The organism is Clostridioides sp. ES-S-0123-01 (genome assembly GCF_020658415.1).
GTDB lineage: Bacteria > Bacillota > Clostridia > Peptostreptococcales > Peptostreptococcaceae > Clostridioides.
On sequence record NZ_JACVWD010000003.1, the window covers coordinates 454,633 to 469,095 of the forward strand.

Annotated in this window: 12 protein-coding genes; 9 read left to right on the plus strand and 3 right to left on the minus strand. The window is 29.7% G+C overall.

Annotation, left to right across the window (positions count from 1 at the left end; all coding sequences use genetic code 11):
* Nucleotides 1-114: 114 nt before the first annotated feature.
* Nucleotides 115-1,134, plus strand: coding sequence for a LacI family DNA-binding transcriptional regulator (locus IC175_RS09030; protein WP_227482987.1), 1,020 nt, complete (start codon nucleotides 115-117; stop codon nucleotides 1,132-1,134).
* Nucleotides 1,135-1,264: 130 nt separating this feature from the next.
* On the opposite strand, the gene IC175_RS09035 is transcribed toward IC175_RS09030, so the two are convergent.
* A complete protein-coding gene (locus tag IC175_RS09035) occupies nucleotides 1,265-2,137 on the minus strand; it encodes a LysR family transcriptional regulator (RefSeq protein ID WP_227433399.1) in 873 nt (290 codons plus the stop codon).
* Nucleotides 2,138-2,285: 148 nt separating this feature from the next.
* Here IC175_RS09035 and IC175_RS09040 point away from each other — a divergent pair, with 148 nt between their 5' ends.
* From IC175_RS09040 to IC175_RS09055, 4 genes are read left to right on the plus strand one after another with little or no spacing between them, the layout of a single operon-like run.
* The gene (locus IC175_RS09040; RefSeq protein WP_227433398.1) at nucleotides 2,286-3,119 is read left to right on the plus strand and encodes a DUF3100 domain-containing protein; all 834 of its coding nucleotides are present in this window, start codon (nucleotides 2,286-2,288) and stop codon (nucleotides 3,117-3,119) included.
* Between the two features lie 14 nt (nucleotides 3,120-3,133).
* Nucleotides 3,134-3,598 (plus strand): hypothetical protein, encoded by a 465-nt coding sequence (locus tag IC175_RS09045; protein ID WP_227433397.1) that lies wholly within the window; start codon nucleotides 3,134-3,136, stop codon nucleotides 3,596-3,598.
* A gap of 13 nt (nucleotides 3,599-3,611) precedes the next feature.
* Complete coding sequence (locus IC175_RS09050; protein WP_227433396.1) at nucleotides 3,612-4,757, plus strand: M20 family metallopeptidase; 1,146 nt, start codon at nucleotides 3,612-3,614, stop codon at nucleotides 4,755-4,757.
* Between the two features lie 39 nt (nucleotides 4,758-4,796).
* On the plus strand, nucleotides 4,797-5,732 hold the full coding sequence (locus IC175_RS09055) for a DUF1177 domain-containing protein (RefSeq protein ID WP_227433395.1): 936 nt from the start codon (nucleotides 4,797-4,799) through the stop codon (nucleotides 5,730-5,732).
* Between the two features lie 210 nt (nucleotides 5,733-5,942).
* Here the strand turns inward: IC175_RS09055 and IC175_RS09060 are convergent, their stop codons facing one another.
* Entirely contained in the window at nucleotides 5,943-8,618 is a 2,676-nt protein-coding gene (locus IC175_RS09060) for a transglycosylase domain-containing protein (protein WP_227835916.1), read from the minus strand.
* 214 nt (nucleotides 8,619-8,832) lie between these two features.
* On the opposite strand from IC175_RS09060, the gene yunB reads away from it, so the two are divergent.
* Nucleotides 8,833-9,531: a sporulation protein YunB gene (gene yunB / locus IC175_RS09065; protein WP_227433393.1), complete on the plus strand. Its 699-nt coding sequence runs from the start codon at nucleotides 8,833-8,835 to the stop codon at nucleotides 9,529-9,531.
* Nucleotides 9,532-9,792: 261 nt separating this feature from the next.
* Here the strand turns inward: yunB and IC175_RS09070 are convergent, their stop codons facing one another.
* On the minus strand, nucleotides 9,793-10,800 hold the full coding sequence (locus IC175_RS09070; RefSeq protein ID WP_227433392.1) for a SpoIVB peptidase S55 domain-containing protein: 1,008 nt from the start codon (nucleotides 10,798-10,800) through the stop codon (nucleotides 9,793-9,795).
* 227 nt (nucleotides 10,801-11,027) lie between these two features.
* Between IC175_RS09070 and IC175_RS09075 the strand changes: the two genes are divergently transcribed.
* The 3 genes from IC175_RS09075 (at nucleotide 11,028) to IC175_RS09085 (ending at nucleotide 14,451) form a co-directional block, all read left to right on the plus strand.
* A complete protein-coding gene (locus IC175_RS09075; RefSeq protein WP_227433391.1) occupies nucleotides 11,028-11,912 on the plus strand; it encodes an N-acetylmuramoyl-L-alanine amidase family protein in 885 nt (294 codons plus the stop codon).
* 342 nt (nucleotides 11,913-12,254) lie between these two features.
* Nucleotides 12,255-12,431: a hypothetical protein gene (locus tag IC175_RS09080; RefSeq protein WP_227433390.1), complete on the plus strand. Its 177-nt coding sequence runs from the start codon at nucleotides 12,255-12,257 to the stop codon at nucleotides 12,429-12,431.
* Between the two features lie 469 nt (nucleotides 12,432-12,900).
* Nucleotides 12,901-14,451, plus strand: coding sequence for an ABC-F family ATP-binding cassette domain-containing protein (locus IC175_RS09085; RefSeq protein WP_227433389.1), 1,551 nt, complete (start codon nucleotides 12,901-12,903; stop codon nucleotides 14,449-14,451).
* Nucleotides 14,452-14,463 lie beyond the last annotated feature (12 nt).

Genomic DNA, 14,463 nt, shown 5'->3' on the forward strand with positions numbered 1-14,463 from the left:
TTCTACCTATTTTTTTATACTTACAAGCGTTTACATAATCAAGTTGACAATTATTTACAACATGGTGTAGTATTATATTAGCAAAAATAAAATGAAGTGAAGTAGGGGATAAAGATGGTAACTATTAAAGATATTGCAAGGAACCTAGGCATTAGCTATTCAACTGTTTCTAGGTGTTTAAACAATAATCCTAATGTATCTGAAAAAACAAAAAAGAAGGTAGTGGAAGAGGCTAACAGGCTAGGGTTTCATTTTAATGTAAATGCGAGAAATCTAGCAAAAAAAGAAACAAATAGAATAGGGGTAATCTTTTCAAATAATTTTAATCATCAAGACACTAGAAAATTTTTTAGTGATATAATGGACAGTTCTATAAATTCTATTGAGACTAATAAGTACGACTTTATAATACAGCCCAATAACAACATTAGTGGTGATAGTAATGTCTATAAAATGGTTAATGGACAAATGGTTGATGGATTAGTAATAGTGTCTCAATCAATAAAAAAAGAAGAGTATGAGTTTTTAAAAGACAATAATTTTCCACACGTATTCATATATTTTAAGCCATCTTTTGTAGGAGAGGTAGATAACTTCTTTTGGGACGATAACGTATATGGAGGCTATATAGCTACTAAACATTTAATCGACCATGGTCATAAAAATATAATAACAATAACTTCAGAAGATAAGAGTTCAAAAATGCATGAAGATAGAACCAAAGGGTATTTAAATGCTATGGAAGAAGCTAATTTAAAGACAGATGTAATTGAATCTAAAATGGATTTTGAATCTCAAGTTGAACTATTAAGAAATCATATTGATAAAATAAAAAAGGCTTCAGCTATATTTGTGCAACAAGATGTACCAGCTATTTCTATAATACAAGAATTAAAAACTACTTATGGTATAAATGTACCAGAAGACTTATCTGTAATAGGATATAATAATATTGAATTAATATCTTACTTTAGGTCACACTTATCGACAATAGATGACCCAAGAGAGCAAGTTATAAAAAATGGAGTAGATAGTTTAGTAAATACAATAAATAAAAAGAGCACAGAACATATCCCAAGAAAACTTTATCCAAGACTAATTATAAGAAACAGCGTTAATAGAATAAAAGACTAAAAGTAATCCAGTTGATTATAGAATTTAATATCAATAAAAACTTGAATAAATAAAAATACTGGAATGAAAGTTCATTCCAGTATAAAATCTAACTTTTGAGTCTCGGTACAACATTGAGATTTATTATTTTTTAAGTAGTTTCATTAAGATAGTTTTTTATAAAATCAATAAACATTCTTGTTGACTTGTTTAAAAATTTATTATCTGTCCAATATAGCTCAATAAATTGCTCACATCTTATATCATTAATAGGTAATAGTTTAATAGAAGATTCATAATCTATACACCATGATTTTTCAGGAATAAATCCAACTCCATGACCTTCTTTTATCAAATTATAAACGGTTGAAGGAGAATCACATTCAAAACCTACATTAGGTTCAAAGTCAGCATAGTTACAAAATCTATCTGTAATTTTTCTGAAATTTGTACCTTCATCTAAACATATAAAATTCTCATCTTGTACATCTTTAAAATACACACTATTAAGCTCTGATAGTGGATTGCTGTAAGGTACACCTATAAATATTTCTTCACTAGTTAATACTTCATAATTTGATGACTTAAATTCAAAGCAATATGAAGTAATACATATATCAAAATCGTAGTCAAATGTTGATTTTGGAATATGTTGCATTAATTTGAATGAAATATTTGGATGTAATTTTTTAAATTCACTAAGTACATCTAAAATTAACCCTGATGCAGTAAGTACGATTAATTTGATTTGGTCAAATTCACTACAAGCTAAATCTTTTATTTCTTTAGTTGATGTATCTAATAAATTAAGTATAGAATCAACTCTTTTAAGAAAAATATTTCCACAATAGTTTAATTTAATAGATTTTCCTTTCCTGTCAAATAATTTTACACCTAAATCCATTTCAAGTAGAGCTATACTTTTGCTAAGTGCTGACTGTGTTACATGTAATTGCTTAGCAGCATTAGTCATATTTTCAGTACAAGCTACAACTTGAAAATATTTTAATTGTAATAAATCCATGATGCTTAATCCTCCTTTTGCTTTATGACTAAAAGCATATAAAAATAATGAAACATTTATATTATACATTATCGATGAGAGAATATATAATTAAATCACTAATACTTATATTGTAAGAAAATTATAAAAATTGCAAGGAGGTATAAAAATGAAAGGAATTAAAAATGCTCTGATAGCAGCCTGTATAATTACAGTATTGGCTGAATTAATTGGGCCTATTTCATTTAAAGTTATGGGTATTAATATAACTTTACTTAGTATACTATGGGCTATCTTTATAGGTATGGCTGTTTCCCCTCATTTGTTAGGAAGGGTTATACCAGCTTTAAAAAAGTTTATAGGAGATAATGAAATAAATGTATCTCCATATCTTTTATCTTTAACTCTATATCCATTAGGAATAATGTTTGGAATTAATGCAGGTCCTAAAGTTGGTATATTACTTCAAGCAGGACCAGCACTTTTATTACAAGAGTTTGGTCATATGGGTACAATGTTGATAGCATTACCTGTTGGAGTAGCACTAGGTCTTGGAAGAAGTGCATTAGGAGGGACTTTTTCATTATGTCGTGACACAGCACTAGGAATTATTGGGGATAAGTATGGATTAAATTCACCAGAAGGTATAGGAACATTGGGAACTTATATAAGTGGTAGTATCTTTGGAACATTATTATTTTCATTTTTGGCACCATTGGGTGTTCTTATAGGCTTTCATCCATATGCTTTAGCAATGGCATCAGGAATGGGAAGTGGTTCTATGATGGGGGCTGCAACAGCATCATTGATGAATACTGTCCCAAATATGTCTGAACAGATTTTAGCTTATTCAGCTACCAGTGGATTGATTACAGCTGTTACTGGAATATACATAGAATTATTTTTATCATTACCAGTTGCTAATTATTATTATAGTAAAGTGGCTCCGATTATTGAGAAGTTTAGAAGTAGAAAAAAAACAAAAACAAGAGATGTCTTATAATGGAGGATGTATAGATGGAAAAGACTTTGAAGACTATTATGGAACAGATAAAAATAGTAATGTTCATATATATTATTATTTGCTTTGGACAGGCTATAGCACTTAAAACACAGGCTAAAGATTTGTTGATTGGAAGTGTATTTGGGTTTATATTAGTAATAATTGCTATTGTAATAAAGAATTTTGTTAAGAGACCAAATTTACCAGGTTTTGCATGGGCGACTTTAGTTGCGTTTGTATTATCACTTCCAATATCACCAGTTGGAGATTTTATAGCAAGTAATATAGGAAAAATCAATTTTATGTCTACAGTAACACCATTATTAGCTTTTGCAGGAATTTCTGTAGGTAACCAATTAGACATATTAAAGACTTTGAGTTGGAAGCTAGTAGTTATATCATTTATAGTTATGACATCTACTTATTTTGGTTCTGCTTTTATATCTCAAACAGTTCTAAAAATAAATGGAATGATTTAAGGAGGTAGTAAGTATGAAAGAATTAAAATTAAAAATCAAAGAAGATATAAAGCTGTTATCTGATGAGAAAAAAGCATCATTTGAAAAGGTATCCAAATCTTTATTTGAAAATCCAGAATTAGCATTTGAAGAATTTAAATCACAAAAAGCATTATGTAATTTATTAGAAGAAAATGGATTTGATGTGACAAAGGGTGTAGGAGGATTAGAAACATCTTTTGAGGCAGTCTACTCAAATGGAACTGGTGGAAAGACAGTAGCTTTTCTAGCTGAATATGATGCACTTCCAGGTATGGGACATGCTTGTGGACATAATATAATAGGTACAAGTTCTGTTGGAGCGGGTATTATTTTAAAAGAAGTTATAAAAAAATATGATATAGAAGGAACTGTAAAAGTATTTGGAACACCTGCAGAAGAAAGAGTAGGTGGAAAAATAACTATGATTAGAGAAGGGGTATTTAAAGATGTAGATGCTGCATTAATTTTACATCCATGTGATGCTTCAATACCTGATGATATATCATTTGCTCAAGTTAACTTAAAATTTGATTTTAGTGGAAAAGCTTCTCATGCTGCTGCTTATCCTTGGGAAGGAAGAAGTGCATTAAGTGGAGTAATAGCATTATTCAATAGTGTAAATAGCATGAGATTACATCTTAAAGATTATGCAAGAGTACATGGAATTATAACTGATGGAGGTAGTATACATAACATAATTCCTGAAAAATCTATAGCTATATTTAATGTAAGAGCATTAAGTATAGAATACCTAAATGAAATTTGTGATATGCTTAAAGATTGTGCTAAGGGAGCTGCAATTTCTACAGGAACTAGTGTAGAAGTAATTCAATTAGATGAAATATATAAAGAGATAAAAAATGATTCAAGATTGGTAAATATAGTTAGAGAAAATTTTGAAGTATTGGGTGAAGATTATATTGAAAGAGATTTAACTCAAGGTATTGGTTCAACTGATACTGGAAATTTAACTCATGAAATACCTGCAATACAAGCATATATAAAATTAAAAGAAAACACTGCAACTCATACAGAAGAATTTGCTGTAGCTGCTGGTGGCGAAGAAGGGAAAATAGCACTTATAAAAGCAATTAAAGTACTAGCAATGTGTGGTGTAGATGTTTTGTACAGTAAATAATGTATTACTAAAAAAATACATGAAGAAAGGAGACTAAATATGATATTAAAACAAGTATTAGAGGTTTATGACATTTTAGACAAATCAACTGCAAGTGGAGAAGAAGTGAAGACATACTTACAAAGCTATGGTGGAGAAAATATAATAGTAAAAAAGCTATCATCAAGTAAAGGTTCTACAGACTTAGTTAAGCTTACAATTGCTGGTAAGAATGGTAAATTAAACGGAGGAAATGCCCCTACTCTAGGTATTTTAGGCAGACTTGGAGGTATTGGAGCAAGACCAGATGTAATAGGTTTTGTTTCAGATGGTGATGGAGCATTAGTAGCAATTTCAGTAGCAGCGAAACTTTTAGATATGCAACGAAAAGGAGATGTGCTAGAAGGAGATATTATAATTTCTACTCATATTTGTCCAGATGCTCCAACTAAAGAGCATTATCCTACACCTTTTATGGATTCACCAATAGATATGACAACTATGAATGAAAATGAAGTTGACAGTAGTTGTGATGCAATACTTTCAATCGATACTACTAAAGGTAATAGAATAATCAATACTAGAGGATTTGCAATATCGCCAACTGTCAAAGAAGGGTACATATTGAAAACTAGTGATAATCTTTTAGATATTATACAGACTGTAACTGGAAAATCTCCATTTGTATTTCCTTTATCTATTCAAGATATAACACCATATGGAAATGACCTGTATCACTTGAATAGTATTTTACAGCCAGCAGTTGCTACAAATTCTCCAGTAGTTGGAGTAGCAATTACTACAGAAATGCCTGTTGCTGGATGTGCTACAGGTGCAACTCATTTTAGTGATTTAGAGTCAGCTGGTAGATTTGCAATTGAAGTTGGCAAATTATTTGGTGTAAATAAGTGTGATTTTTATGATAAGGAAGAATGGGATATACTTATCAAAAGATATGGGAAATTAAACGCATTCCAAACTTTTGGTATACAATAAGCAAAAAATATAAAGTTTATATAGTTTGTAATAAGTTTATATAGTTTGTAATATATAAATATTATAACAATCGCCACATTAATTATAATTACTAAAAAAGGAGTGTCTCATCGAGGATTTCTAAAAATCACTTTGAGGCAACTCCTTATATTTTTGTTTGAATTTTAATTTTAATTATTTATTAATATTTAAATGTAATCTTTTATTAAACTATGGTGTTGTATTTCCACCACCATCAGGAGGGGTGACAGTACCACCACTGTTTCCACCATTGTCAGGAGGGTTAGTAGTACCACCACTGTTTCCACCATTGTCAGGAGGGTTAGTAGTACCGCCACTGTTTCCACCATTGTCAGGAGGAGTAGTAGTACCGCCACTATTTCCACCGTTATCAGGAGGAGTAGAGCCACCACCATTATTACCTGAATTATTGTTGTTATTATTGTTTTCTTCTTCTTGTTGATTATTATCTGGTTTCTTTGTATCTTCAGGAGATGGCTGAGAACTTACTCTAGAAGGAGCAGTACCTTCAATAAATGCTGCTTTAGAGCCAGAAGATTGCTTTCCTCCATCTTCTAAATTAATTTTTGTAAAATATACATTTTTAGGAACTTCAAATTCAGTAACTGTTAAATTTGCATGTATTTTTGCCATGATTTTTTGCCAAAGTTTTGCTGTACTAGTACTTCCATGTGGAACATCTCTACGTTTTATAGTGTTACCAGCATCATCTTTTCTACCAGCATCATCTCCAATGTATGTTGCTCCTACATAATAAGGTGTATAACCAACAAACCAAGCATCATATGCGCTATTTGTAGTACCTGTTTTACCTGCAACAGGCATTCCTTTAGGAAGTGATGCAATACCACCTGTACCTTCAGTAATTACACTTTCTAACATATCTGTAACAACATAAGCTACTTCTGGGTCTACAACTTTATGCTCTTCAGGAGCGTTTTTAACTAATAATTGCCCATCAAAAGTAGTTATAGTAGTGTAAATAGATGGTTCTACATAAACTCCTTGATTTGCTAATGTACCATAAGCAGCAGCCATCTGAAGTGGAGTAATACCACTTGCCATACCACCAAGTGTTAATGCTGGGAACTGTCTATCAGTTGCTCCTGTTTGGCTATTTTTAACAGTTGTTATACCAAAGTTCTTTAAGTAGTCCATCATTATATCTATACATTCATCATAAGAATCTCCAAGCATCTCAGCAGTTTTAACTGCTATTGTATTTGAAGATTTAGCAAGAGCTTTACGTAAACTCATAGAGCCATGACCACTAGTGGTAGTTCTTGGATTCCATTTAGTGTTTTCTTCAAATTTATATCCTCCTCTAACATCATTTAGAGCAGTTGATTGTGTAATCTTTAAAGTATCAATAGCTGGTGTATAAATTGCTAGAGGTTTTATAGAAGAACCTGGCTGATGAGGGCTAGTAGCACGATTTAAAGTTTTTCTGCCACTTATGTTTCGGCCTCCAGCTAGTGCTCTTATTTCACCATTTTTGTAATCTAAAATTACCATTGCAGACTGTGGCTGGCTAACTCCATCAGGTCCAACCATATGTCCTGGGAAATTGCTATTTTTATCAAACTCTTCTTCCAAAGCATCCTGCATTTTAGGGTCTATAGTTGTATTTACAATTAGACCACCATTGTAGAATAAGTTTTGAGCTTCATCATTTGTATGTCCTTGTTCCATTAGGGCATTTATAACTTCACTTTCAATAAGGTCTTCTACAGATGAAGAAACTTTATCTGCTGATTTAGGTAATTTTATTTCTATCTTAGCATTAATTGCTTCATCATATTCTTTTTGTTTTATATATCCTAGGTCTAACATTTTCTTTAGAACAATTTCTTGTCTTTTCTTAGCTTCAGGGTTGTTTATAGCTTTTCTAACAACTAATGTACCTGCTTTTAGCTGTCTATAAGTATCACTAGATATAAGTTCCCAAGTTTTTAATTTCTCAATCATATCAAAGTCTACTTGAGTTGGGTCATCTAAATCATCATCAGTTGTATTAACAAAAAATAACAACTTATTCTCTAAGTCACTCTTAGTTTCATTTCCATCTAATTTAGAAGTTTTGTAAGCTGAAAACCTAGATGGATTTTTAGTTGAACCAGCAAGAAGTGCTGACTCAGCTATAGTAAGGTCAGATGCAGACTTATCAAAATAACCACGTGCACCAGCCTCAGCTCCTGCAAGACCCTTTCCAACGAAGAAGTTATTTAAATAAGTTTCTAGTATTTTGTCTTTACTTACTGTCTTACTCATCTCATATGCATAATAAATATCTTTTATTTTACGAGGTAGAGTTTGTTGCTCAGTAGTCAATAGCATCTTAGATACCTGCATAGGAATAGTACTACCACCTTGCTTAGTACCAGTAAGAGTTTTTAATACTGATCTAAATAAACCTTTAATGTCAACACCCTTGTGTTCATAAAAACGTTCATCTTCTATTGCAATTACTGCATGTTGAAGATGAGTTGAAATTTTATCTAATGGAACGGGTGTCTTTTTATTTACACTTGGAGCAGTAGATAATGTTTTTCCATTAGCGTATTTAATTGTAGTTGTTTGGTTTGTTTGCTTGTCTAAAACAGCTTCTGTAACTGGAGAGACATCTCTTAATGATGCAAATACTAATCCAGCAGTACCTGCTGCACCAACAACTAATAAAACTAAAAATACTATACCAAATACTCTTAGTTTTTTAAATTTATCGCTTTTCTTAGATTTCTTCTTGCTTTTAGTTGAATGAGTTTTGTTAGCTGAATTTCTATTAACTGGTTTATTTGAGTTACTAGATGAACTAACCTTTTTTCTTCTTATTTTATTTCCATTTTTATCATTATCGTTATTCATAAGATTTTAACCTCCTTACTTAATGCAATATTATAACACAAATAGGAGTAATTTTGTAATTAATAGAAAAAATGAATTTGCTATAATATTCTGTACATTGTAGATATGTATAAACAAAATGTATTAATAAGTCTATATTTTTATTTATTTATTTTTGACAAATATTATAAAAATTATGCCAAAGTTACATATAAATAAATAGGAGGGGATAAATTTGAATAGGATAGTAGATAGAAAAAAGAAAAATGAATTTAGAAAAATTGTAGCTATTTTCTTGTTAATTCTTTTCTTGTCTGTATTTATAGGCAGTTTCATATATATAGATAAAAGTTTAAGACCAACAATTACAGTTTTAGCAGAAACAAAAGCTCTTGAATTGGCAAACAGGTCTATAAATAAAGCTGTTGCTGAAATGGTAGAAGGGAAAATAAATTATGAAGATTTAATGGATATACAGCTTGACAATAACGGAAAAATAACTATGATACAAGCAAATACTATTATGATGAATGAAATTGCATCTGCAATAGCTTTAGAAATACAAGATGAATTAAAAAAAGGTAAAACAGCAGATTCTTACATACCTATAGGAACAGCATTAGGAAGTCCTATATTAGCTAAATACGGCCCTAAACTTGAAGTATCTATTGAACCTATAGGAACAGTATCAGTAAACTTTAAAACGGAATTTGAGTCTTCAGGCATAAATCAAACAAGACATAGGATATATTTAGAAGCTCAAACTCAAGTGAAAGTAGTAATCCCACTTATAACTTCAACAAAACAAATTAAAGCTCAGATACCTATCTGTGAGACTATAATAGTAGGTGATGTTCCAGAAAGTTATGTAAATATACCTGAAAAGAACCTTGGCAATGTTTTACCTAACACTGGAAAAAATGCTAACAAATAATATTAATGATATTTATTTTTTAATAAATTTGAAATAATAGTTTATAAATAAAAATTATGTCAATAATAAGTAATAAATAAGAATCAATATAGTTGTAATAAAAATTAATATAATTGTAATAAAAATTTATGTTTTAAAGTATGTAAAATATTTAATATATTTGGTCTGTAGAGTGAAGAATTATGTCTTCAGACCAAATATATTATAAACATTTATTTAATGATGATTTAAGAGTTACAAATTACTTATATAATTTATTATCTAAAGCATCCATTTAATAAATACACCATAACCTACAGCTGGGTCATTTTCAATGGCATGAGAAACTGCTCCTATTATTTTATCATCTTGTACTATTGGAGTACCACTCATACCTTGTACAATACCACCAGTTTGAGCTAAAAGGTTTTTGTCAGTGATTTTAATTTTAAAACTTTTACTCTCAGGATGGTTTTGGTTTTCTATATCTATAATTTCAATATTATATTTTTTACATTCATTAGAGTTGTTTTGTAAAATTATTTGAGCTTTTCCCAGCTTAACTTCATTTAGTGAAGCTACCTTATATTTTTTTAAGCTAGAAATATCAAAGTTATTAATTTGACCTCTTATTCCAAAATCAGTGTTTTCTGTAAAACTACCAATAATATTTTCTCTTTTTGCATTTATACATCCCACACTACCTCGATAGGATTTTTCTATGTCGAGGTGCTTAGTTGTAGAAATTGAACCTGATTTTATAGGTATTTTTCTTGAATTACCAACACTTATTGGGTGACCTACGGCACCAAATTCTGAGGTTTCTGGATTGATATAAGTCAAAGTAGCAAATCCAGAAAGTAAGTTATTAAAACTAATTTTTTCTAATATGTGTTTAGTTGTTTTCATTGTTAAAAGTTGACCACCTCTATTTAATAAAATAGACACTGGTTTTTCTTCTGGTAAAGCATTTAGTGTATTAGCAAAATCACTATATCCATCAACTTCTATATTATTTACTTTGATTATAGCATCACCTAATCTAAATGGAGATGCTTCACCAGGACTTCTAACGATGATATTTTTTAGTTCTGCATCAATTTGAAGAACATTTCCTATAGGTATTAAATATTGAGGTTCACTTTTTTGTAAATTTTGTGCATAAATTAAATTATTTGAGAAAAAATATAATAAAAATAAAAATGTTAAAACAATTGTAAATTTGGACTTAGCTAAGTTATTTCTTTTACTTAAAGATTTATCTTTAAAATAAAAATTTTTAAATTGCATAGAACACCTCTTTCTTATTAAAATATTTTAATAATAAAATTGAAATTTTCTTGCTGCTTCAATATTATGTTGCTCAAGAATCAGTTTTTGATGCTTGGAAAACTGACGCAATAACTCCTTAGTTTTCATAAAAATAAATAAAATAAACAAGGTATATGATAAAATAGATACATATTCATATAAATTTAAAATAGATAATAGCTGTATATCATTGAAAGGAGCAAAAGATGAAAAAATATAGATTGTTAGTTACTTGTATAATTGCCATGGGAATTATAATTATAGGTACATCAAATCCAGTTACCAATTTTTACAAGACAACAAATTTAATTAATTCAGGCACTACTAAAAATGAAAAAACAGATAAAGATGAAAATAAAAATATAAAAGATAAAGATAAAGATGAAAATAAATCAAATTCAAAAAGCAAAAATGATAATAAGTCAGAGGATAATAAATCAGATAATAAAACAGAAACTCAAAAAAATAAAAAGTTTTTAATTTGTATAGACCCAGGGCATCAAGGAAAAGGGGATAGTAATTTAGAACCAGTAGCTCCAGGTTCTTCATCTCAAAAAGCAAGAGTATCTTCAGGAACAGAAGGTATAGCTACAAAGAAAGCAGAGTATGTTTTAAATCTTGAAGCATCTGTAGTTTTAAAAAATATATTAGAATCTAAAGGTTACAATGTAATAATGACTAGAGAAACACATGATGTAAATATAAGTAACTCAGAAAGAGCAATACTTGCTAATGAGAAAAAAGCAGATATGGTTGTAAGAATACATGCAGATAGTTTAAATAATTCTTCAAAGACTGGTGCATCTATATTAGTTCCTGAGAAGGATGGAAAATATACAGCTCCTATATATGAAGATAGTAATAGATGTGCAGAATTCATCAAAACAAACATGGAACAAGCTGGGATACAGATAAATGGAATTGTTCAAAGAGGAGATTTGACTGGATTTAACTGGTCAAAAGTGCCAGCTGTATTAGTAGAGATGGGATTTATGAGCAACTATAATGAAGACCAAATGATGTCAAATCCAGAATATCAAAGAAAAATGATGCAATGTGTAGCGGATGGATTAGATGAATATTTTAAATAAAACATAAATAGAGAAAAAAATTGGGATGGTACTATTTTCCTAATTTTTATCTCTATTTTTTATTCAAATAATAGTGAAAAAGCAAATTACAAGGCTACATACCTGTTTGTATAAGAGACTACAAACCTACATTAAATGGAAAAATAGACATTTACATATATGACTATATTTTCATAATAAACCCTAACTATATAGTTTTGTAAAGTTAGATAATATTTAGGAAGAATTTAAAGCTGATATACTTTATTAAGAAAAGACCAAAAAAAGAAGAAAACAACAAAAAGAATTATGTGTATTATAGGAATAAAACTAAATAAAGAAAACTTTTTACTATCACGAGTTTTGATTAATGAAATAATATATGAGATAGGATATAAACCAGCAAGTAGCATAGTAATTAAAGCAATCACAGATTGTATAATCTCACTGAAAATCTTCCAGTTTACCATTCCTAAATCAGCAACAGAAATGATAGTTCCAATCCATGTTATTAGAGAAAATGGAATTGGCAATGCATAAATAATATAAATAATAATGAAGTATTTTTTCTGTTTAATAACTATTTTTCACCTCCGTTTAGATAAATAACCTGTAGCACCACTTATCGCCTAAGGCAAGCAAACGTAAATTGGTTTTATTCTATTCTAATAATTGTGTCTGTAAATATCAAATGATTTGCATTGTGTCAAAAACTTATATTAATGTTCATAAGAAATTTTGTTTATTTGAGAATCAATCAGAAACCATTTTATAATTTCAAGATTAAACAGGCTACAAAGAAATTATAGCATGCATGTATTTTTTAGTCGATAAAGAAGTTCTATCATTGATGAAAGTATCTATTTTTATTTTACATAATACAGCTATAAAGTTTATTCTCAGTTAAATTATTGTAAATATAACTAAAAATATTGGTAATACTTGATTTAAGTTTAAAAAGAATATATTATAGTATAGAATGTGTAAAATTTTTTTGAGAGGTGTTAGAATGCTAGTAGTAGAAAACGTAAGCCACGGATTTGGAGCAAGAACAATATTAGAAAATGTATCCTTTAGACTTAGAAAAGGTGAACATATTGCACTAGTTGGCGCTAATGGAGAAGGAAAATCGAGTTTTTTAAATATAATAACGAAAAAGCTTATGCCTGATGCTGGAAATATAAAATGGTCTTCAAGAGCTACAGTAGGTTACTTAGACCAACATACAGTATTAAGTAAAGGTAAAAGTATAAGAGAAGTGCTTAGAGAAGCTTTTAAGCATATGTTTGATTTAGAACAAGAAATGATTGCTATGTATGACAAGATGGGAGAAGCTAGTGATGATGAGATGAGTAAGCTTCTTGAAGAAACAGCAGAAATACAAACTATACTTGAAAATAGTGGTTTTTATATGATAGATGCAAAGATACAAGAAGTTGCAAATGGTCTTGGTCTTGGAGAGATTGGTCTTGATAAGGATGTAACTGATTTAAGTGGAGGTCAAAGAACAAAAGTACTTCTGACTAAACTTTTACTTGAAAATCCAACTATTCTTATACTGGATGAGCCTACAAACTATTTAGATGAGGAACATATAACATGGCTTACTAGATATCTTCAGGAATATGAAAACAGTTTTGTTCTAGTATCACATGATATTGACTTTATAAATAATACTTGTAATGTAATATATCATATGGAAAATGGCGAGTTAAATAGATATAAAGGTAATTATGATGAGTTTGTAAGACTGAATGATATAAAGAAACGTCAAGAAGAGCAAGCTTATGATAAACAAGTTGAAGAAAGAAAAAGGTTAGAAGATTTTGTAGCCAGAAATAAAGCTAGAGTTGCAACAAGAGGAATGGCTAATAGTAGACAAAAACAACTAGATAAGATGGAAATACTAGAAAGACCAAAGGAAAAGATAAAACCTACTTTTTCTTTTAAAGATGCCAGAGCAGCAAGCAAGATAATCTTTGAAACAGAAGACTTAGTTTTAGGTTATGATGAAGCGTTAACAAAACCACTTAACTTCCATTTAGAAAGAGGAAAGAAGGTTGCTTTAAAAGGGATGAATGGTATTGGTAAATCTACATTATTAAAGACATTACTTGGAATAATAAAACCATTTGGTGGAAATGTTAGATTGGGAGATTATTTAGAAGTTGGATATTTTGAACAAGAGAGTTCAAGAGAAAATAATAATACACCTATGGATGAAGTCTGGAGTGAATTCCCTGGTCTTACGAATTTTGAAGTTAGACAAGTCCTTGCAAAATGCGGACTTACTAATGAGCATATAACTAGTCAAATGAGAGTATTAAGTGGAGGCGAAGCTGCCAAGGTTAGACTTTGTAAAGTTATGCTAAAAAATATAAACTTCTTAGTATTAGACGAGCCTACAAACCACTTAGATGTAGATGCAAAAGACGAATTAAAGAAAGCTATAAAAGAATTTAAAGGTACAGTTCTTTTAGTATGCCATGAGCCAGAATTCTATTCAGAAATTGTCGATGATGTATGGAATATAGAAGATTTCACTACTAAAATCGTTTAGGTAATTAATTTG

Bases quoted from the DNA above. Each gene is read 5' to 3' on its own strand.
- IC175_RS09030 (WP_227482987.1), top strand. From the start codon at position 115: ATGGTAACTATTAAAGATATTGCAAGGAACCTAGGCATTAGCTATTCA.
- IC175_RS09035 (WP_227433399.1), bottom strand. From the start codon at position 2,137: ATGGATTTATTACAATTAAAATATTTTCAAGTTGTAGCTTGTACTGAA.
- IC175_RS09040 (WP_227433398.1), top strand. From the start codon at position 2,286: ATGAAAGGAATTAAAAATGCTCTGATAGCAGCCTGTATAATTACAGTA.
- IC175_RS09045 (WP_227433397.1), top strand. From the start codon at position 3,134: ATGGAAAAGACTTTGAAGACTATTATGGAACAGATAAAAATAGTAATG.
- IC175_RS09050 (WP_227433396.1), top strand. From the start codon at position 3,612: ATGAAAGAATTAAAATTAAAAATCAAAGAAGATATAAAGCTGTTATCT.
- IC175_RS09055 (WP_227433395.1), top strand. From the start codon at position 4,797: ATGATATTAAAACAAGTATTAGAGGTTTATGACATTTTAGACAAATCA.
- IC175_RS09060 (WP_227835916.1), bottom strand. From the start codon at position 8,618: ATGAATAACGATAATGATAAAAATGGAAATAAAATAAGAAGAAAAAAG.
- IC175_RS09070 (WP_227433392.1), bottom strand. From the start codon at position 10,800: ATGCAATTTAAAAATTTTTATTTTAAAGATAAATCTTTAAGTAAAAGA.
- IC175_RS09075 (WP_227433391.1), top strand. From the start codon at position 11,028: ATGAAAAAATATAGATTGTTAGTTACTTGTATAATTGCCATGGGAATT.
- IC175_RS09085 (WP_227433389.1), top strand. From the start codon at position 12,901: ATGCTAGTAGTAGAAAACGTAAGCCACGGATTTGGAGCAAGAACAATA.